The sequence below is a fragment of the Mycobacteriales bacterium genome (genome assembly GCA_035550055.1).
In the GTDB taxonomy this organism is placed as follows: Bacteria; Actinomycetota; Actinomycetes; order JAFAQI01; family JAFAQI01; genus DASZTV01.
The window spans coordinates 1-19,220 of record DASZRO010000092.1; the positions used below are offsets into that span (position 1 = coordinate 1).

Annotated in this window: 20 protein-coding genes; 6 read left to right on the top strand and 14 right to left on the bottom strand. The window is 71.2% G+C overall.

The annotated features are described in order from the left end of the window. Nucleotides 1–143: 143 nt before the first annotated feature. Nucleotides 144–1,922, bottom strand: a complete 1,779-nt coding sequence (locus VG899_13495; protein ID HWA67369.1) for an RNA polymerase sigma factor — start codon at nt 1,920–1,922, stop codon at nt 144–146. 303 nt (nt 1,923–2,225) lie between these two features. Between VG899_13495 and VG899_13500 the strand changes: the two genes are divergently transcribed. After that, entirely contained in the window at nt 2,226–3,011 is a 786-nt protein-coding gene (locus VG899_13500) for an enoyl-CoA hydratase-related protein (GenBank protein HWA67370.1), read from the top strand. Between the two features lie 8 nt (nt 3,012–3,019). On the opposite strand, the gene VG899_13505 is transcribed toward VG899_13500, so the two are convergent. From VG899_13505 to VG899_13520, 4 genes are all read right to left on the bottom strand, one after another. Then, nucleotides 3,020–3,592, bottom strand: a complete 573-nt coding sequence (locus VG899_13505) for a DNA-3-methyladenine glycosylase I (protein ID HWA67371.1) — start codon at nt 3,590–3,592, stop codon at nt 3,020–3,022. Nucleotides 3,593–3,594: 2 nt separating this feature from the next. Next, nucleotides 3,595–4,044 (bottom strand): DivIVA domain-containing protein, encoded by a 450-nt coding sequence (locus VG899_13510; GenBank protein ID HWA67372.1) that lies wholly within the window; start codon nt 4,042–4,044, stop codon nt 3,595–3,597. A gap of 12 nt (nt 4,045–4,056) precedes the next feature. Continuing rightward, complete coding sequence (locus tag VG899_13515; GenBank protein ID HWA67373.1) at nt 4,057–5,070, bottom strand: hypothetical protein; 1,014 nt, start codon at nt 5,068–5,070, stop codon at nt 4,057–4,059. Nucleotides 5,071–5,228: 158 nt separating this feature from the next. Beyond that, the gene (locus tag VG899_13520) at nt 5,229–5,651 is read right to left on the bottom strand and encodes a cyclic nucleotide-binding domain-containing protein (GenBank protein ID HWA67374.1); all 423 of its coding nucleotides are present in this window, start codon (nt 5,649–5,651) and stop codon (nt 5,229–5,231) included. A gap of 136 nt (nt 5,652–5,787) precedes the next feature. Here VG899_13520 and folP point away from each other — a divergent pair, with 136 nt between their 5' ends. Both folP and VG899_13530 read left to right on the top strand, forming a co-directional pair. Beyond that, nucleotides 5,788–6,600: a dihydropteroate synthase gene (folP, locus tag VG899_13525; protein ID HWA67375.1), complete on the top strand. Its 813-nt coding sequence runs from the start codon at nt 5,788–5,790 to the stop codon at nt 6,598–6,600. Continuing rightward, nucleotides 6,597–7,268, top strand: coding sequence for a hypothetical protein (locus VG899_13530; GenBank protein ID HWA67376.1), 672 nt, complete (start codon nt 6,597–6,599; stop codon nt 7,266–7,268). The genes folP and VG899_13530 overlap by 4 nt, the downstream gene beginning before the upstream one ends. On the opposite strand, the gene VG899_13535 is transcribed toward VG899_13530, so the two are convergent. Next, nucleotides 7,257–8,225, bottom strand: a complete 969-nt coding sequence (locus VG899_13535) for a glucosyl-3-phosphoglycerate synthase (GenBank protein HWA67377.1) — start codon at nt 8,223–8,225, stop codon at nt 7,257–7,259. The genes VG899_13530 and VG899_13535 overlap by 12 nt on opposite strands. A gap of 75 nt (nt 8,226–8,300) precedes the next feature. On the opposite strand from VG899_13535, the gene VG899_13540 reads away from it, so the two are divergent. Continuing rightward, nucleotides 8,301–8,993, top strand: coding sequence for a metal-dependent transcriptional regulator (locus tag VG899_13540; GenBank protein HWA67378.1), 693 nt, complete (start codon nt 8,301–8,303; stop codon nt 8,991–8,993). A 56-nt stretch (nt 8,994–9,049) separates the two neighbouring features. Next, the gene (locus VG899_13545) at nt 9,050–9,592 is read left to right on the top strand and encodes a hypothetical protein (GenBank protein HWA67379.1); all 543 of its coding nucleotides are present in this window, start codon (nt 9,050–9,052) and stop codon (nt 9,590–9,592) included. Between the two features lie 31 nt (nt 9,593–9,623). Here the strand turns inward: VG899_13545 and VG899_13550 are convergent, their stop codons facing one another. Next, nucleotides 9,624–10,424, bottom strand: coding sequence for a hypothetical protein (locus VG899_13550; protein HWA67380.1), 801 nt, complete (start codon nt 10,422–10,424; stop codon nt 9,624–9,626). A 62-nt stretch (nt 10,425–10,486) separates the two neighbouring features. On the opposite strand from VG899_13550, the gene VG899_13555 reads away from it, so the two are divergent. After that, on the top strand, nt 10,487–11,077 hold the full coding sequence (locus tag VG899_13555) for a DJ-1/PfpI family protein (protein HWA67381.1): 591 nt from the start codon (nt 10,487–10,489) through the stop codon (nt 11,075–11,077). Here the strand turns inward: VG899_13555 and VG899_13560 are convergent. Genes VG899_13560 through VG899_13590 form a run of 7 tightly spaced genes read right to left on the bottom strand, consistent with a single transcriptional unit; the run spans nt 11,074 to nt 19,125 of the window. Then, complete coding sequence (locus tag VG899_13560; protein ID HWA67382.1) at nt 11,074–12,606, bottom strand: HAMP domain-containing sensor histidine kinase; 1,533 nt, start codon at nt 12,604–12,606, stop codon at nt 11,074–11,076. The two genes, VG899_13555 and VG899_13560, sit on opposite strands and share 4 nt — an antisense overlap. Further along, a complete protein-coding gene (locus VG899_13565) occupies nt 12,606–13,325 on the bottom strand; it encodes a response regulator transcription factor (GenBank protein HWA67383.1) in 720 nt (239 codons plus the stop codon). The genes VG899_13560 and VG899_13565 overlap by 1 nt, the downstream gene beginning before the upstream one ends. A 40-nt stretch (nt 13,326–13,365) precedes the next feature. Beyond that, complete coding sequence (locus tag VG899_13570) at nt 13,366–15,084, bottom strand: biotin/lipoyl-binding protein (GenBank protein HWA67384.1); 1,719 nt, start codon at nt 15,082–15,084, stop codon at nt 13,366–13,368. After that, nucleotides 15,077–16,024 (bottom strand): hypothetical protein, encoded by a 948-nt coding sequence (locus VG899_13575; protein HWA67385.1) that lies wholly within the window; start codon nt 16,022–16,024, stop codon nt 15,077–15,079. Before VG899_13575 ends, VG899_13570 begins: the two co-directional genes overlap by 8 nt. Nucleotides 16,025–16,046: 22 nt before the next feature. Continuing rightward, nucleotides 16,047–17,285 carry an ABC transporter permease gene (locus tag VG899_13580; protein ID HWA67386.1) on the bottom strand — a complete coding sequence of 413 codons (1,239 nt, stop codon included), beginning with the start codon at nt 17,283–17,285 and terminating at the stop codon, nt 16,047–16,049. Then, on the bottom strand, nt 17,282–17,974 hold the full coding sequence (locus VG899_13585) for an ABC transporter ATP-binding protein (GenBank protein ID HWA67387.1): 693 nt from the start codon (nt 17,972–17,974) through the stop codon (nt 17,282–17,284). The genes VG899_13580 and VG899_13585 overlap by 4 nt, the downstream gene beginning before the upstream one ends. Beyond that, nucleotides 17,971–19,125 (bottom strand): efflux RND transporter periplasmic adaptor subunit, encoded by a 1,155-nt coding sequence (locus tag VG899_13590; protein ID HWA67388.1) that lies wholly within the window; start codon nt 19,123–19,125, stop codon nt 17,971–17,973. The genes VG899_13585 and VG899_13590 overlap by 4 nt, the downstream gene beginning before the upstream one ends. Nucleotides 19,126–19,220: the final 95 nt, after the last annotated feature.

Sequence of the window (19,220 nt, forward strand, 5' to 3'; positions counted from 1 at the left end):
GCGCGCCAGCGCCTTGGTAGTTCGATTCATCGGGGTCCTTTCATGACCTCGTTCGGCGGAGTCCGGCCCGCCGGGTGGACTGGAGCGGGAGCTCGACGCTCCCGAACCTGCTTGTTGCGATGTGCTCCCAGCTCGTCAGAACCTCACGAGGAGGCCCCTCCAGACGTAGTGAACGAACGAGCAGCCGCTCGGTCGTCCTCAGACATTCCGGATATTTCTAACACGCCAGGCAAGGCCGCCTGGCTCCCGGGCGACTGCCCGGAGCTCGTGTCGCCCGTCGCCGGCCGCGGCGTCGAGGCTGATCCACCGATCGGCAGGCATCCGCCGGCAGCCACCGCCAGCGAGCCGGCCGGACAGCTCGGCGCTCCGGCGACGGGGGAAGCCGGCGCCGGCGGCGGCGTCGTGCTGAGCGAGACCGTCTCCGACACCACCTGCGAGAGGTCCGCCGTCAGCACCAGGTGCGCGGTCATCGAGGTCATCGGGAACGCGTTGGTCGCCAAGTTCGGCTGGGTGTTGGTCACCACGCTCACGGCCAGGCTGCCGTCGGGCTGGGTGGTCACCGACGACGAGGTCGAGGTCACCGTGGGCGTTTCGACCGCATTTCCGACCACGAATGCCGGAACGACCGAAACCGAGTCGCCCTGCTGCGGCGAGGTCGCGACGGTCTGCGCCAGTTGGAAGGTGCCCTCGCTCGTCGGTGCGATGAAGCTGGAGGCGGACGTCGTCGTGGTGCCGTCGTCGCTGCTGATCGTGCCGCTGAGCACCTGCGGGGCGCCCCGCACCTCGAGTGGCCCGCTCAGCTCGAAATGACCTCGCGACGCGCCGAACGTGCCGGACACCGGCTGGCGCGGCGCGTTGTGGAGCGGGCTCTGCTGCACCGGCACGATCGACTGGGCCGACGTCGGCGCGACTGATCCGCTGGACGCGGGCCGGTCGGCGCCGCCGGAATGCCTCGGCGCGTCGGCGCTCGCCGGGCTCGGGTGGGCCCGGTGGCCGTGCGCGACCTGCGCCGAGCCGCCGGCGGCCGGCTGGCCGCGGTCGACCGCGCCGGACGGCGTCGACACGACCGGCGTACGACCTTCGAGGGTGCGCATCCCGAACGCGGCGACGACCGCGCCGACGACGAGCACGATGAACACATTCGCGCCGCGCATCAGCGCTTCGCCGGCGCGCCGGTTTGCGATCGAGGCGATCTCACCTGCGGTGAGGTCGACGCCGGGCTCGACCGACGTACCGACCAGCAGGCGGCGCAGCGCCCGGCGAGCCCGGAACAGCAGGTGCTTGACGCTGTCCTCGGGGATGTCGAGCTCGGCGGCGATCTGCGGGAGCGGCTTCTCCTCGATCTCGCGCTTGACCAGCGCCGCGCGGTGCAGCGGGGAGAGCCGGGCGAGCGCTTCGCGCACGATCGCGGCGTCCTCGGCGCGCAGCACCGGGTCGTTGTCGCTGTCGTCGTTGGCCAGCTCGCCGACCGGCGCGGCCTCCAAGTTGACGAGCGTGGGGCGGCGGCGGTCGGCGCGGTAGCGGTCGATGCAGAGGTTGGTGAGGGTACGACGGGCGAACGCGATCGCCTGGAGCTCGGTCTCGATCTCACCGATCGCGAGGAACAGCCGCAGGAAGGTCTCCTGGACCACCTCGTCGACGTCGCGCTGGTCGCGCAGGAAGCGGCGCGCGTGAGCGGCCATCCCGCTGCGGTGGCGCACGTAGAGGCTCGACACGTCGGTCGCCGAGGTCAGCGGACGGTCGGGCTGCGCCTCCGGCAGATCGGCGAGCACGTCGCCGATGACCGCCTCGTCGACCGCGGCGGCGAGATCGCCGTCGGGCGCATCGCGGGTCTGCGGGACCTCGGGCGGCAGTGGCGCGACGGTGCCGGCTAGTTCAGGACCGTCAGGTCCCGACTCGCCGTCCACGCTCCCCACGCTCACCCGGCGTCGCCCTTTCGATCCCGTTCCCGCACGATCTCGTGTGCGCGCGTCCGCGCAAGCCTAACCGTCGCACTTGTCTTCAACGCTGGGCCGGATTCCCGGTCGCCGCGAACTGCGAAGATTTCGTGCGAACTACCCGTTCCGCCACAAACCGGGCATTCGTACGGCGCGCCCGGCCCTTGCTCGTACCTGTATCCAAAAGACGCGCCTCGCGGCCGTTTCGTTGCCTGCCCGCCGGCCTCGAGACCAGGTCGCGAGATGATGACCGCGCCCTAGCTGCGCCCTCGACAACCGGGAGAGCGGATGACCGACGAAGTGCGTTACGAAACCGCCGGCGCGGTGGCCACGATCACCCTCGACCGGACCGCGGCGCTCAACGCGCTCACCGTCGAGGTCAAGCTCGGGCTGCTCGCCGCCCTGCGGCGCGCCGCCGACGATCCCGCGGTCCGCGCCGTGGTGCTGACCGGAGCCGGCCGGGCGTTCTGCGTCGGGCAAGACCTCCGTGAGCACGTCGCCGGGCTCGAAGCGGGCGAGCGGGACCTGCCGACCGTCACCGACCACTACAACCCGATCGTCGAGGCGATCGCCACCCTGCCCAAGCCGGTGATCGCCGCGGTCAACGGCGCCGCCGCGGGCGCGGGCGCCGCGCTGGCGTTCGCATGTGACATCCGCATCGCCGCCAGCGACGCCTCCTTCCTGATGGCGTTCGCCCGGGTGGGACTCGGCCCGGACAGCGGGGCGTCCTGGACGCTGCAACGGCTGGTCGGCGCCGGGCGGGCGACTGCAATGCTCATGCTCGCCGAACCGGTCGCCGCCGCGCAGGCACTCGAGATGGGCCTGGTCAGCGTGGTGGTGGCCCCCGAGGACCTGCTGACGACGGCCGGCGAGCTCGCCGCCCGCCTCGCCGCCGGTCCCACGGTCGCCTATGCGGCCATCAAGGAGACTCAGGCCTTCGCGGCGTCTCACTCTCTAGTGGAGAGTTTGGCTAAAGAGGCCGAAACCCAGGCACGCTGCGGCCACACCGCGGACCACCTCGCGGCGGTCGAGGCCTTCCTCGCCAAGCAGCCGGCGACCTTCACCGGTCAGTAGCCGCGCCGCTAGCGGGCGAGGCAACCGGCCAGGTGGTCGTTGACGATCCCGGTCGCCTGCATCAAGGCGTACGCCGTCGTCGGTCCGACGAAGCGCACGCCGTGCGCCTTGAGCGCCTTCGCCAGTGCGGCCGACTCCGGCGAGGTGGCCGGGACGTCGTCGAGGGTCCTCGGGGCGCGTCGGCGGCCGGTCGGCGCGAAGCCGTGGACGAACGAGAGCAGCCCGCCGGGCAAGTCTGCGACGGCGGCGGCGTTGGAGATCGTGGCCTCGATCTTCATCCGGTTGCGGACGATGCCTGGGTCGGCGAGCAAGCGCCGGACGTCTGCGTCGTCGAAGGCGGCCACGGCGGGGATCGAGAAGCAGGCGAAGGCCGCCCGGAACCCAGGGCGCTTGCGCAGGATGATCAGCCAGGACAGCCCCGACTGGAAGCCTTCGAGCGACATCCGTTCGAACATCGCATCGTCGCTGGCGAGCGGGCGTCCCCACTCCTCGTCGTGGTAGGCCACGTAGTCGGGGGCTGACACCGCCCACGGGCAGCGGCGACGGCCGTCAGCGCCGGTGACCGGGCCGCGGGCGATCACGCTCAGCCTTCGCCGTCGGCGACCTCGGCGGGCTCGCCGTCGGCCACCTCGGCGGGGTCGTCCGGCTGCGCGGGGTCGTCCGGCTGCGCGGGGTCGTCCGGCGGCGCGGGGTCGTCCGGCTGCGCGAGGTCGATTGGCTCGGCGACCCCGCGTGGAGCGGCCGGGCCGGACGGCGCGGGGGCGGCCGCCGCAGGGATGTCCAACCCCTCCGCCTGGGCGAGCGAGGCGTGGATGCGGGCGAGCGCGGCGTCGACGTCGTCCATCCGGTAGCCGCGCAGCCCGATCCGGAACCGCAGCTTGGGGATGTCGGCCGCGCCGATCGGGCCGTCGGGCAGGCCGGCGTCGAGGCGGTCGACCGGCTCCTCGGACATCGGCTGCTCGGCTGCCGCCAGCATCACCGCGACCGCGGTCAGCACAGCGATACCGATGACCACGGCCACGATGACGCCCACCCCGAGATCGTCTCATCCGGCCGCGACGCCGCGATGGCCGTCTGACGGTCCTAGAAAGTTCTCAGACGGCCATCGGAGCCGGGTCACCCCCGACGGCAGCCCGCGCCCGGCGTACCTCGCGTGGCAGCGCTCCACCTGCGCCACCACCTCGCGCGGGTGTTCGCGCAGCCGCCGCGGCGGGTTGTGGAGCACGATCAGGCCACTGGTGGTCAGCGCGTCGTGGCGTTCCTGCAGATCCTCGAACAGGTCCTCGCGGGCGTGGGCGCTACGCCCGTTGGTCTCGTGGACCACGCCGGAGTCGGCGATGAGCGCGTCCACGCAGACCACGCGCCCACATGCCAGGCGCAGCCAGACGTTGTACTCGACCTGCGGCAGCACCGCGCTCGCGTCGGCGAGGCGCCGGAAGTCCGCCTCAGGCACCGAGCGGATGCCACTCGCCAGCGCAGCGAGCGCCTGATCCCCGAACCGGCTGTTGCGAGGCGGCCCTTGCACGTGGGCACGGCAGAGGTCGTCGACGGTGGTGACCCGCCGCTGGACGGCGTCACTGAACGCCGCGAGCACGAGCCTGCTCTGACGCATCCGCCGCGTCGCGGCGACCACGGCCGTCGCGGGCTCGACGTAGCGGATCACGCCGGTGGAGACCACGTCGAAGGGGGCCAGCGTGCGGCGCACCACCACGAACCCGCGGCTGCGGACCGGCTCGCCGTACGGCACCACGACCTGGACTCGCTCCTGGTCGACCGCGACCGCCTGCACCCCGTGGAAGCGGCAGGCATCCGCACCGTCGATCGCACTCGCCGGCCCCGCGAAGAGCACAGCCGCGATCAGCATCTGCCGCCAGCTCGCCTCGCCGGGATGGGTCAGGTAGACCTCCGGCAGCAGCGGTCGCCACAGCTCGCGGCGCAACCGATACCCGATGGCCGGTTGCGTGAGCCCATGCTCCAGCGCCTGGGCGCGGTGCACGACGTGGTCCTGGTAGGCGATCAGGCCGGGCAATCGGGGATCGACGTCGCAGCGCAGCGGCACCGCGCAACGGTTCGGCAGACCACGCCGGTACGACGGGCGAAGCGCGCATCATGTGGACGCTCGGCGGCTTCCCCCGCCGCGGTGCATCCGCGATGGCCGCCTGACGGTCGTAGAAGGTTGTCAGGCGGCCATCGGCCGGGCCGGCGCCGGGCCGATTGTCAGAACGCGGCTTCGTCAGCCGCGCGCAGCCGCTCCGCCAGCGTGGTGAGCAGCCGGTGCGCGATCGCGGGAACCTCGTCGATGACCTGCCAGAACTCCCGGGTCGCGAGGACCAGCGCCTTCACCGGGCTGGTCGCGGTGATCGTGGCGCTGCGCGGTCCGCCGTCGAGCAGCGACATCTCGCCGATGAACGCGCCCGGGCCGACCGTGGCGATCTCGACTCCGCTGCGGTCGATCGACGCCTCGCCGTCGACGATCATGATCAGCTCGCGGCCGACCTCGCCTTCGCGGCAGATGAGCTGCCCGACCCCGTAGTCGACCTGCGTCGCGGCCCGGTCGATGTGACGTAGCTCGTCCTTGGTGCAACCCCGGAACAGCGGGATCCGGCTGAGCAGGTCGAGCGGCGTCTCGCGATCCCCCATGACGATGCCTCCCTGCCGCCGGCCACCCGTGGTGAGAAGCGGGCGTGTCAGGCGTATCTACCATGCGGACGTGCCGTCCGTCACCGATCGCCTGCGCTGGGGCAGCCGGGAGTTCGCCGCCACGGACCTGGCGGTCATGGCGATCGTCAACGCGACGCCGGACTCCTTCTATGACCGCGGGCGGACGTTCGGCACCGACAAGGCACTCGAGCGAGTGGCCGAGGTCCTCGACGAAGGCGCCGACATCGTCGACATCGGCGGGATCAAGGCCGCGCCCGGCGGGACGGTCGACGCCGCCGAGGAGCTGCAACGGGTGCTGCCGGTCGTCGAGGGCGCTCGGGCCCGCCATCCCGACGCGGTCATCAGCGTCGACACCTGGCGGGCGGAGGTCGCCGACGTCGTCTGCCGCGCCGGCGCCGACGTCATCAACGACGCCTGGGGCGGCGTCGACCCGGATCTCGCCGCGACGGCGGCGCGCCACGGCGCCGGTTTGGTGTGCACCCACGCCGGGCGCCAGACGCCCCGGACTCGGCCGCATCGGATCTGGTACGACGACGTCGTCGGCGAGACGACGAGTTACCTCGTCGAGCTTGCCGACGCTGCGGTGGCCGCCGGCGTACGCCGGGACGGCATCGTCATCGACCCGGCACACGACTTCGGCAAGAACAGCCGCCACTCCCTGCAGCTGACGCGGGCCACCGACGCGCTGCGCGCAACCGGCTGGCCGGTGCTGGTCTCGATGTCGCGCAAGGACTTCATCGGAGAGGTGCTCGACCTGCCACCCGACGACCGGTTGGAGGGCACGCTCGCGGCGACCGCGGTCGCGGCCTGGCTCGGGGCGCAGATCTTCCGGGCGCATGACGTGACCGCGACCCGACGGGTGCTCGCCACGGTCGCCGCGATCCGCGGTGACCGCGACCTCGCGCTCGGCCGCCGAGCACTGGCGTGAGCGGGTTCGCCGCGCGCGCCGTCGGCTTCGTACCGTCGGCGCCGCTGCTGGTGCCGCAGGTCGCGGGCGGTTCGGCGGCTGCCGACGAGGAGCTGCGGGAGGCCTGCCGCAAGCTGGTCCGTTGGCTTGCTCACGACGCCGAGGAGATCGTCGTCGTCGCGAGGACGAACGAGCGCGGGGCCTGGTCCGACGAGGCCACCTGGGGGTTCGAAGGGTTCGGCGTGACGCGCCGCCCGCCCGACGACCGGCCGCGACTGCCCTGGCAGCTCGGGATCGGTGGCTGGCTGCTCGACGAGGTCGGCTGGCAGGGAGCTCGCCGCTACTGCGGCGTCGACGGCGCGGTGCCGTCGGAGATCGGCTCACATTGCGCGGTCCTGGTCGTCGGTGACGCGTCGGCCCGCCGCAGCGAGAAGGCGCCTGGACACCTCGACGAACGCGCCGAGGCGTTCGACCACGGCGTCGCGCGCGCCCTCGAGTCGGGCGACGCCGCGGCGCTGCGCGGCCTCGACGCCACGCTGGCCGAGGAGCTGATGTGCGCGGGCGCACCCGTCTGGCGTTGGCTCGCCGAGGCGATCGATGCCCGGCCGGTGACGAGCGCCGAGCTGCTCGCGGACACCGCGCCGTACGGCGTCGGCTACCTGGTGGCGTACTGGGCGCTAGCCGACTGAGTCCAGGGGCGGGCGTTCCGCCGTATCGATCTCGAACTGCTGCAACGCCACGGAACCCTCGAGTCGCTGCGGCTGCCAGAGCTCGCTCGCGGCGTGGAGGTCGGCGGGCAGCCGGGACTCGGCGCGCAGCCGGTCGACGGCGGTCAGCATCACTTCGCTGGCCATCCGGCCCAGCGACGGCAGGTCGGAGTGGCGGTGCCAGCGGCGACGCAGGTCGACCTGCGCGATCGCGTCGAGGCCGGCGCAGGCGTGGGTGTCGATGAGCAAGCCGAGGTCCACGCCGTACCCGCAGCGGAACGGCAGTCGCCGCAGCAGATCGGTGCGGGCGGCGTACTCCCCGGCGAGCGGCTGGAGCACCCCGCTGAGCTCGGGCCAGAACGCCGACAGCCAGGGTCGCGCCATCAGCTCGGTGACGCGGCCACCGCCGTTGCTCGGCACCGACGGATCCGTCGGCGGGCGGTCGTAGGCCGCTTTGACGAACGCGACCGATGGGTCGGACAGCAGCGGGCCGAGCAGCGCAACGACGAAGCGAGCGTCGAAGGCCTGCAGGTCTGCGTCGACGAAGACGACCACGTCCGCGGTCGTCGAGGCGAGGCCGCGCCACATCGCCTCACCCTTACCGGCCCGCGGTGGGTAGTCCGGCAGTACGTCGCCGAGCGCGATGACCCGCGCCCCGCTGTCGGCGGCGACTTGCGGCGTCGCGTCGCGCGAGTCGGAGTCGACGACGATCAGCTCGTCGACGAGCGGGTCGGCGCCGTGGGTCAGCTCGTCGCGGATCGCTCCCACGATCTCGCCGACCGTTGCCTCTTCGTCACGTGCGGGCAGGACGACCGCGACCGTCGTACCGGCTTTCGCCGTCAACACCCGCGACAGCGGCCAGTCGTCGATGTCCGAGGTACGACGGGCGAACCAGTCGGTGATCCGGCCGTGCGAGCCGACAGCCGACGCTTCGGACACAGTTCGACCGTACACGAGCAACCTGTCCGCAAACGTCCGGGTGGCACCCGCGCGAAAGCGGTAGAGAATGGTGCGGTGAACCAGGGTCACGACCTCATCGACACCTCGGAGATGTATCTCCGAACCGTGCTCGAGCTCGAGGAAGAGGGCGTGGTACCGCTTCGCGCCCGCATCGCCGAACGGCTCGAGCAGAGCCCGCCGACGGTGTCCCAGACCATCGCCCGGATGGAGCGCGACGGGCTGCTCACGGTGACCTCGGATCGCCGCATCGATCTGACGGACAAGGGTCGCTCGGTCGCGACCCGCGTGATGCGCAAGCACCGGCTGGCCGAGTGCCTGCTCGTGCAGATCATCGGGCTGGACTGGCAGCTCGTTCATGAAGAGGCCTGCCGCTGGGAGCACGTGATCAGCGAGACCGTCGAACGGCGGCTGCTGGAGATCCTCGGTCACCCGACGGAGTCCCCTTACGGCAACCCGATCCCCGGCCTGGCCGAGCTCGGCGACGACGACTCCGACGAGTTCCTCGGTGGCATGGTGGCTCTGACCGAGGTGCCGAAGGAAACGACGAGTGTCGTCGTACGTCGCATCGGTGAGCCGATCCAGTCCGACACCAAGCTGATGACGCGGCTGCGCAAGGCCGGGCTGCGCCCGAACGCGCCCGTCGCGGTCGGCCGGATCGACGGCAAGGTGCACCTCGGTGAAGGCGCTCGCGCGATCGCGCTCGACGACGCCATCGCCGCGCACGTGTTCGTCACGTCGCCGAACTGACGCGCTCGACGTCTCGCACTGGCGGCGGGGTCCCGACGCAGCTAGGTTGCTCCCCCATGGTGATGACCTCGCGTCGACGTCGTAGCGGCTCAGCAGCCGTCGTCTCTCTGGCCGCTGTGCTGGCCGGGCCGCTCGCGGCCACGTCGGCGCACGCCGTGCCGGCCAGCAGCCAGAAGAAGCTGGCCGCTTGCCCGATGTCGTCGCCGGCGGCGGTCACCGCGGCGCTCGGCGGGACGTTCGTCAAGGGCGAGTACTACCAGACGACCGGCAACCCCGGCGGCGCAGTCGGAACGTCATGCATCTTCGTGTTGAACAACATCACCGGTAAGTCCGGCCAGACGATCGCTGACATCTCCAAGTCGACGAAGTCGGGCACTGTCGCCCGCCAGGCGATCGCGCGCGACAGCAAGGAGTCGAACTTCCAACGGGTCAGCGGCGTCGGCGACGAGGCGGTTGTCGCCAGCTCGTCGATGACGATCGCTCAGGGCTCCAATGAGTTCATCCTCAACGTGAACCCGTCCAGCAGCATCTCCTACGAGAAGACGGAGTGCCTCAAGCTCGCCAAAGCGGTGCACGGACCGGCGATCAAGGGCGCGTAGCGTCACGCGTCGTCACGCGAGACGTCCGCGGCTACGACGACCAGACCGCGGCGTCGGCGTTGTCGAGCACCGCAGCGATTGCCGCGAGACCTTCGCGCAGCCGCGTACCGATGTCCTCGGCTCCCTCGACGACGAGCAGCCATCCGCGGTCGAGTGCGATCTGGTAACCGCTGGCGGCCGTGAAGCTGTTCTGGCGCTGGCTGACGTGAGTGGCGAGCAGCGCCTGCCGCACCCGGTCGTCGAACAGCCGGCGCGCGAAGTCGGCGTCTTCAGCGGTGACCGAGAAACGGCTGTCGAACTGCGCGTCGCCGGTCTTCACTGACAGGAAGCGGTCGGCGACGAACGCGGTCGTCGCGACGTTCACCAGCGCGCTCACCCCGCTGTAGCCGGTCACCGACACGGTCGGCGTGGTAGCGGCCGGGGAACGGACGGCCACGACCGACGTACGCAGCACCTCGGTGCCGGCGCCGGCGCTGGTGCGGTCGCGGCTGTGGCCGGTCCGCACGGTCCGCACGAACTCGAACGTGACGAAGTCGCGGCCGTCGCTGCGCCCGCTGACGACGTTGCGATGCGCGATCGTGCCGTCGAGGATCTGGACGTCACTGAACGGCCAGACCGACCAGCCCGGATCCACGCTCGCGTCGGTCGCTGCGAACCGGTAGCCGTTGTCCCGGGCGTACCGCTCCACCGCGTCGTTCTTGCGGGTACGACGGGCCCGGCGCCGCGAGTTGTCGAGCCGGTTGAGAACGAACAGAACGGCGAAGATCACGACCGCGACCCCGACGATCTTCGGCAGCGGCGTGCTGCCTAGTGACGATGCCCCCAGTCGCACGGCCGAAGTGTAGGGGCAGAAACCGTTCGCGCCGTACCGCCAAGGAATGCCACGCTTCGGCCATGTCGCTGCGGATCGGGATCGTGCTGTTCGACGGAGTGGAGGAGCTCGACGCGGTCGGCCCGTGGGAGGTCTTCGCGGCGTGGTCGCACTACTTCCCCGCCGACGAGGTCGCGGTGAGCTGTCTCGCGCCGAACGGTGGGACCGTGGCGGCCGCGAAGGGAATGACGCTGACCGCGCATCACTCGTTCGCCGATGCCCCGGCGTACGACGTGCTGCTCTACCCCGGCGGGCAAGGGACCCGGCCGATGATGAAGGACGAGCCGCACCTGGCGTGGGTGCAGGAGCAGCGCCGTGCCGTGCCCCTGATGACGAGCGTCTGCACCGGGGCGTTGGTCTACGCCGCCGCCGGGCTGCTGCGCAACCGTCCGGCGACGACCCACTGGGGATCGCTGGACCTGTTGCACGAGACCGACCCGACGATCACCGTCAGACCCGACGACCGTTACGTCGACGACGGCGACGTGGTCACGTCGTCCGGGGTCTCGGCGGGGATCGACATGGCGCTGCATCTGGTCCGCCGCTTCGCCGGCGAGGAGCGGGCCCGCGAGGTCCGCCGCGTCATCCAGTACGACCCGGCGCCGCCGGTCTAGGGACCCGCCAGCGGCAGCTCGATGCGGAACGTCGCGCCGTGGCCGGGTTCGGACTCCACCGAGACGTGACCGTCGTGCGCCGCCACCAGGCCGGCCACGATCGACAGGCCGAGACCGCTGCCGCCGGCACTGCGGCTGCGCGATGGGTCGGCGCGATAGAACCGCTCGAAGACGCGCTCGGCGTCTTCCGGCGACAGGCCCGGGCCGGTGTCGGACACCCCGACCACAGCGCTCTTGGTCACCGCGTTGATCGAAACCGCAACCGTGATGATCGCGTCGTCCGGCGTGTGCACGAGCGCGTTCGACATGAGGTTGTGCACGACCTGGCGCAGTCGCGCCTCGTCACCGACGACGACCGGCGGGGTCGTCACGTCGGCGTGCAGCTCGATCGAGCGCGCCGGCGCGATCCGCCGGCTGTCCTCGACGACGTCGTGCGCGATGTCGAGCAGGTCGACGCGGCCTCGTTCCAGCGGTCGCTGCTCGTCGAGTCGCGCCAGCAACAACAGGTCGTCCACCAGCAAACCCATCCGGGTCGCCTCGTCCTCGATGCGCCCCATCGTGCGATCGAGCTCGGCGCCGGTAGTGGCTCCCATCCGGTGCAGCTCGGCGAAACCGCGAATCGAGGTCAGCGGCGTACGCAGCTCGTGGCTTGCGTCGGCGACCAGCCGGCGCATCCGCTCCTCCGACGCGGTCGCCCGCAGCTGCGACTCGCGCTCGTGTGCGAACGCGGACTCGATCCGGCCGAGCATGACGTTGAGCGCGTTCGAGAGCCGCCCGATCTCGGTGCGAGGATGGCGGTCCGGCACTCGCTGGGTCAGGTCACCCGCCGCGATCGCCGCCGCGGTTCGTTCGACCGCGACCAGCGGCGCGAGCGATCGCCGGATCAGCAGGTAGCCGCCGCCTCCCATGAGCACCAGGATTCCGGCACCGATCAGGACCTCGAGCACGACGAGGTGGTTGACCGTGTGGTCGATGTCGGACAGCGAAGTCGCGATCTCCGCGACCCCGGACCCGTCGCCCGCTTCGACCGCGACGACCCGCCAGGCGCTCTTGTGGTCGGCCGCCGGGACGGTGAAGGGCTCGCCGTCGACCACCTGCTTCGACGTCGCCGTCAGCGCCGGCAGCACCGGCGGCGACTGGCTGGTGAGGAACGCCGAGTCAGGCCCCCCAGCGGGCGAGCCGGCGTCGTACAGGCGCACGTAGTACGGACTGGGCAACCGGCTCGGGTCGTCGCTTGTCGTCGTCGTCGGCGCACCGCCGGCGGGAACCGGAGTGCCGGCCAGGCCGCCGCCGGCGCCGAACCCGCCGCGGAACCGAAACCCATCGGCGATCCCGCGGGCGGCGACCTGTAGCTGCTCGTCGGCGCGGTTGAGCAGGTAGGAGTGCAGCGACGCCGTCGCGGCGACGGCGGCGCCGGTCAGGCCGACGGCGGCGAGCGCGAGAACCATCACCAACAGCTCGAGCCGCAAAGACATTCGCGCGAGGACACGCCGCAGCGGCGCCACCAGCGTCGCGAACCGGGAGCGCATCACTCCCTCGGCATCCGCAACACGTATCCGACGCTACGGATCGTGTGGAGCAGCCGCGGTTGGGTCGTGTCGATCTTGCGGCGAAGGTAGGAGACGTAGGACTCGACGACGTTGGCGTCGCCGTCGAAATCGTAGTGCCAGACGTGGTCGAGGATCTGCGCCTTGCTGAGCACCCGTTGCGGATTCTGCAGGAAGTAACGCAGCAGCTTGTACTCGGTCGGTGACAGGGTCACCGGCTTGCCGGCCTTGAGCACCTCGTGCGAGGAGTCGTCGAGCTCGAGGTCGCCGAAACGCAGCACGGAGGTGGAGCGGACGCCGTCACCGCCTTGGGCCCGTCGCAGCACGGCGCGGATGCGGGCGATCGCCTCCTCGAGGCTGAACGGCTTGGTCAGATAGTCGTCCGCGCCGAGCGTCAGTCCGGTGATCTTCGCCTCGGTGGCGTCCTTGGCGGTGAGGAACAGCACCGGGATACGTTGCTGGCTCTCGCGCAGCCGGCGTACGACCTCGAAGCCGTCGATGCCCGGCATCATCACGTCGAGCACGATGAGGTCCGGCTGGTAGGACGCGACCATCGTGAGCGCCTGCTGGCCGTTGCTCGCCGTCACCACCTCGAAGCCGGCGAAGCGCAAGCTCGCGGAGAGCAGCTCCACGATGTTGGGCTCGTCGTCCACGACGAGCAGTCGAGCCTCCGCTGCCTCAGTCTCCTTCACGGATGCCATCGACGTACCTCCGATCTCGGCCGTCAACGTTCACTCTCCCTCAGCCTGCGGGCCCACCGAACGTCACCGCGCCGGGCTGGCCTTCGGTGCCGCCGGTGATGCGGCGGACGAACTGACCACCGCCGGGGAAGGTGAAGCCGCCGTTGCCGAACGTCGCGCTGGTGTTGGAGCTCGAGCTCGGCACCGACGCGTTCAGGTCGGCGAGCACGACGCGATCGCCTGCCGTGAGTCCGGACGTGATCTGGGTCAACGCCGCGCCGACCGCTGAGACCTTCACCGTCTTGCGGGTCACCTTGCCCGACTCGAGCAGCTCGACGTAGGTCGTCGTACCGCTGTAGTGGACGGCCGACGTCGGCACGGCCAGGACGTCCGCGACCGAGGCGACGACGACAGTCACCGACGCGGCGGCGCCGCTGACGACGCTCGTTGCGCCGGGCAGCGCGATGGTCACCGGGAAGGTGACGGAGCCGGCGGACGACTCGACCCCGGCCGTGTCCACGGAGACGACGTGTCCGGTGACGGCGTGGGTCGAACCGTCCGCCACCACATCCGCCGTCATGCCGTCGTGCACCTTGCCGATGTCGGCGGATGAGAGGTCGACGGTCACCTGCTCCTGGCGCGAGCCGACGATGACGAAGGCGGCGTTGCTCGACGACGCGGTCACCTGGTCGCCATGAGCGACCGTGACTGCGGCGACCCGACCGGCGATCGTCGCCCGCAGCGTCGCCTGCTCGAGGCTCGCCCGGTCGGCGTCGACGGTCGCCAGCGCCTGGTCGATCGAGGCCTGGTCGAGCGCGATGTCGGCAGCGCTGACAGCGGTCGTCGACGATCGTGACGGCTGCGACTTCGCCGCGTTGACCGAGCCACGGTTGGCGGCCGAGCTGTCACTCGCCATCGCGGTGAGGATCTTGGTCAGCGCGAGCTCTGCTTCGGAGACCTGTTGCTCGTCGCGGTCGACCTGCTGCTGCGCCGCGAGCAGCGCTGCGCCCGCAGACGTACACGCGTCGCCGCCGGCGGTGACTGGCGTCGATGCGGTGGGGTCGGGCGTGGCGCTGCCCGTCGGGTCTGGCGAGGCGCTCGGCGATCCGGACGCCGGCGGTGGGGTGGCCTGGTCCGACCCGCACGCGTCGTTCGCTGTCGCCAGAGCCTGGCTCGCCTCGCCGAGCGCCGCGTCGGTCGACTGCTGCGCGCTGCGCACCGCCGCCTGCGCTTCGCCGAGCCGGCCGGTCCCGGTTGCGCCGGCGGGCCGCCCGGTGGGCGGGGGCTGACTCGACACCGTCGAGGTGGCGACGACGTGCGGGTGGGCCGCTTGCAACGTCGGCGTCGTGGCGGCGGCTTCGTCGAAGGACCCGCCCGTCACGCTCTGACCCGTCTCGTCCGCAACCATGCGGCTACGGGCCTGTCCGAGCGTCGAGCGCGCGGAACGCAGTGCGCTTCGCAGCTGGCCGCGATCGAGGTGAGCCAGCACCTGACCGGCGCGGACGTGCTGACCGGTCTTCACGGCGACCCGCGCGACGGTGCCACTCACCTGGAACGACTCGTCGGCATGGGACACCGGGCTGACCGTTCCGGTCGCCGACAGCGTCTGCATCACGGTCGCCGGCGCGGCCTCCGCCGTCCGGTAGCGGGCATCGGCGCCGCGGGTCAGACCCCACGCCGTGCCGCCACCGGCGAGAACGAGCAGTACGGCGCCGCCCGCGACGACTCGCGCTCTGCGACGCGATCGCGGCTGCCAGGTGTCAGCGGTCGAGTCAGGCACCGCCGCCACCCTCCGGGAACCCGCCCGTGGCGAAGCGACCGCCGGCAAAGCCGCCGAAACCGCCGACCGCCGGCGCAGCCGGGCAGTTGCCGTTGACCGGGGAGCTGATCGACACCGATCGGGCGTCGAGGTTGCCGCTCACGTCGTCGCTGCCGACCGCGGTCACGCACTTGCCCGACTTCACGTCCGCGGCGGAGCCGGCGCTCGTCGCCTCGTACATCGTCGACGAGGTCGTCTTGACAGTGGTGGTCGTCGACGACCCGAACGGCGAGGTCACCGTGAACGAGGTGGCGGTGATCGATGCGATCGTGCCGAACGCGCCACCGAAGGCGCGACGGACGAAACCGCCACTGCCCGGCCCGAGTCGCGGAAACGCGCTGGTCGTCGGGAACGGCCTCGGTGTCCCGCCGTTCTCACCGAATCCTCCGGCCGGCGGGGTGAAGCCGCCGCCCGCGGGTGGCGTGAAGTTGCCACCGCCGGGAACCCGGCCGAACCCGCTGGGAGGTTGGCAGCCTGAGGTGCTGGTCACCGTGACGGTCTTCGCCGTGATCGTCGTGGGTGCCGCCGTCGCACCGTTGGTCGCCGCGCTGTCCGTCGTACCGGTCGACACCGTCACGCAGTCACCGGTCGCGAGCGCCGCGCGGGTCGTCGACGCTGTCGTGGTGAAGCGGGTGTCGGAGCCGTAGTCGACCGTCGCCGGCCCGCTTGTCTGCTGGACCGCGGCGCTGGTCGCGCTGGACGCGATCACCTTCCCCGAGACCGAGGCGATCGAGACCGCGGAGCCGTTCGCGCTCGTACCGGTCGTCGACGACACCGACGACGGTGAGGACCCGCCACCGCAGGCGGCCAGCAGTGTGGCGAGAGCGGCGCCACCGCCGACGATCATCGCGAGGCGCGGCGTACGACGGCCGGTACGCGCCGGCGCTGCTGCTTCAGACATGAGGACGGTTCGCTCCATTTCCCTACTCGGTTCGCAGTGCGTCGATCGGGGCGAGCCGCGCGGCCCTTGTCGCCGGGTAGACGCCGAAGCCGAGCGCGAGCACGACGGCGACGGCGATCGCCGCGGCGGCGGCCAGCGGCGAGATGGAAATCGGGTCGGAGATGAAGTGCGGCAGCACCTCCGCGCCGACGATGCCGAGCACCACACCGAGCACCCCGCCGGAGAACCCGAGCAACGAGGCCTCGAACAAGAACTGCCGGCGGATCGCCTTCGGCGTGGCGCCGAGCGCCTTGCGCAGCCCGATCTCCCGGATTCGCTCGGTGACGGAGACGAGCATGATGTTCATCACGCCGATCCCGCCCACCAGCAGCGAGATGGCCGCGATGCCGGCGAGCAGCACGGTCAATGTCTTGCTGACGCTCGTCGCGGTCGAGATCAAGTTCTTCTGCGACGTGATGGTGAAGTCGGCGTCGGAAGCGTCGGTGATCTCGTGCAGCGCGAGGAGCTCGGCATCCGCCTCCTGATATGCCGCGGAGATCGTGCTGCCACTGGTCGCCTCGAGGTAGATGTCGTTGACGGCGTTGCGGGAGTCCCCGCCGATCACCCGCGACGCCGCGGTGGTGATCGGGATGATCGCGGTGTCGTCCTGGTCCTGCGTCGACGACGAACCGCTGCCGACTGGATCGAGCACCCCCACGACCTGGAAGGGCACCGAGCCGATCGTGACGGTCTGCCCGACCGGATCACGTACTCCGAACAGCTCGGATGAGGTGTCCGCTCCGAGCACCACGACGGCCGCCGAGGTCGCGACGTCGTCGGCAGTGAGGAAGCGACCTGACTCGACCGACCGCGCCCGGACCTGCAGCCAGCTGGGTGTCGCTCCGACGACCGAGGTGGTCCAGTTGGTCGAGCCCGCCGTCAGCTCCTGCACGGTCGAGCTGGTCGCCGCCACGGACTCGATGTCCGGTGCGGTCTGCTTCGAGCTCAGCGCGGCAGCATCCTGAGTGGTCAGCGTCGAGGCGGTGCCGAAGCCACCGCGAACCCCGGAGCTGCTGGTCGTGCTGCCGGGGGTGACGATCAGCAGGTTGCTGCCGAGGGCACTGATCTGGCTCTTCACCTGCTGTTGCGCGCCCTCGCCGAGACCGACGGTCAACATGACCGCGGCGATGCCGATCAGGATGCCGAGCATGGTCAGCAGCGAACGCAGCCGGTGCGACCGGACGGCGTCGAGTCCGGTCCGCGCGGTTTCCAGCCAGTTCACTGCAGCCGCCCGTCCCGGATGTGCACCGTGCGCTGCGCGGTGGCCGCGACGTCGCCGTCGTGCGTGATGAGGACGACGGTGCGGCCGGCCCGATGCATGTCGTGAAAGACGGCCAGGACGTCCGCCGACGAGCCGGAGTCGAGGTTGCCGGTCGGCTCGTCGGCAAGGACGAGGTCCGGGTCGGTGACGATCGCGCGGGCGATCGCGACGCGCTGCTGCTGGCCGCCCGAGAGCTCTCCCGGCCTGTGGTCGAGGCGATCAGCCAGCCCGACCCGCGCCAGGGCCTCGGCGGCACGGTCGCGTCGCTCGCCGGGCCGGATGCCGGCGTACGTCAGGGGAAGCTCGACGTTGCGGAGTGCGGTCAGCGACGGCAACAGGTTGAACTGCTGGAAGACGAACCCGATACGGCGGTTGCGCACCTCGGCGAGGCGTCGCTCGTCCATGCGGGAGACGTCCTCACCGCCGATCCGGTACTCACCGGAGGTCGGGACGTCGAGGCAACCCAGGATGTGCATCAGCGTCGACTTGCCCGACCCGGACGGGCCGACGATCGCGACCAGGTCCGACGCGTCGATCGACAGCGACACGCCGCGGAGCGCCTCGACCTCCAGCAACCCCGAGCGGTAGGTCTTGTGAACGTCGGTGAGCGCAAGCACCGGGGCGGCGGGGCCCTCCATCACCGAGGTCACCCGTTGCCACCGAAGCTCGGCAGGCCACCGCCGTTGCCGCCGAAGCCAGGGAAGCCGCCGCCAGTGGAGCCGCCGCTGCCACCGAAGCCGCGGATGAAGGTGCCGCCGCTCCCACCGCCATTCGAGATCCGGCCGAAGGTCGGAATCGTCACGACGACCTGATCTCCAGGCTTCAGGCCGGACTCGACGGCGGTCTGCAACCCGTACGTCTGCCCGACGGTGATCGTTCGCGTCTCGGTGCCGCTTCCGGTCTTGACCTTCACGGTGGCGGTCGAGCCGTCGTAGGTGATGGCGAGGGTTGGGATCGCCAGCACGTCGACCGCCTTGCTGGTCGTGATCGTCAGCGTCGCGCTCGACCCGGCGTACACCCCGGTCGGGTGGCCCGACACGGTGACGGTGATCGGGAAGCTGACTACTCCCGAGGTCGTCGTCGGGACGGTGGTCACCGAGCTGACGGTGCCCGCGAGTGGGGCGGCAGAACCGGCCGGGGTGATCGCGACGGCCTGACCTTGCTTGATCTCGCTGATCTCGGTGTCGTCGACGGTGGCGTTGACGATGAAGGTCCGCGTCGACTGGACCGACACCTGCGCCGACGAGGCGCCATCGCTCGGCGACTGCGTGCCGTCACCCGACGAGCCGACCTGCTCACCGACGGAGAGGTTCACCGCGGTGACGGTGCCTGCGAACGTCGCCGTCAGACGGGCGTCAGCGAGATCCAGGTTCGCGGCGTGCAACGACGCACGGGCGGCGTCGAGGGCGGCCTCGTCGGAGGCCAGCTGCGCGGACCCGGCCGCATCGTCGTCGACCTTGTCGGCGTCGGCCGACACCGTCGCCTCCGCCGCGGCCCGCTGGGCGACCAACGAGGCGGTGCCCAGTCTCGCGAGGGTCTCGCCCTTCGTGACGACGTCGCCCGCCTTGACCCGCACCTGAGTGACGCGGCCGGACACGGCGAAGTCGAGGTCTGCCTGCTTCGCCGGCTCGATCGTCCCGGACGCCGACACGGTCTGCACGATCGTGGTCCGTTTCGCGGTGACGACCTCGGTGGTCGCGCCACCGGACTTGCTGCTCCACGGCTGAGTGGCGGCCAGCGCCGAGCCGGTGCCGAGCAAGGCGACGACGACGACCGCAACGACGACCCGGCCACGGGTCATTCTCGGGACAACTCTTCGCACAGCCGCTGGCTCCCTCGAAAGGCTGGGCGACAGCCTGGGCGTCTGCCCTTAGCAGTGCGTGAGAGGAACCTGTG

Bases quoted from the DNA above. Each gene is read 5' to 3' on its own strand.
- VG899_13500 (HWA67370.1), top strand. From the start codon at position 2,226: ATGACCGACGAAGTGCGTTACGAAACCGCCGGCGCGGTGGCCACGATC.
- VG899_13520 (HWA67374.1), bottom strand. From the start codon at position 5,651: ATGGGGGATCGCGAGACGCCGCTCGACCTGCTCAGCCGGATCCCGCTG.
- folP (HWA67375.1), top strand. From the start codon at position 5,788: ATGGCGATCGTCAACGCGACGCCGGACTCCTTCTATGACCGCGGGCGG.
- VG899_13545 (HWA67379.1), top strand. From the start codon at position 9,050: ATGGTGATGACCTCGCGTCGACGTCGTAGCGGCTCAGCAGCCGTCGTC.
- VG899_13555 (HWA67381.1), top strand. From the start codon at position 10,487: ATGTCGCTGCGGATCGGGATCGTGCTGTTCGACGGAGTGGAGGAGCTC.
- VG899_13560 (HWA67382.1), bottom strand. From the start codon at position 12,606: ATGCGCTCCCGGTTCGCGACGCTGGTGGCGCCGCTGCGGCGTGTCCTC.
- VG899_13565 (HWA67383.1), bottom strand. From the start codon at position 13,325: ATGGCATCCGTGAAGGAGACTGAGGCAGCGGAGGCTCGACTGCTCGTC.
- VG899_13575 (HWA67385.1), bottom strand. From the start codon at position 16,024: ATGTCTGAAGCAGCAGCGCCGGCGCGTACCGGCCGTCGTACGCCGCGC.
- VG899_13590 (HWA67388.1), bottom strand. From the start codon at position 19,125: ATGACCCGTGGCCGGGTCGTCGTTGCGGTCGTCGTCGTCGCCTTGCTC.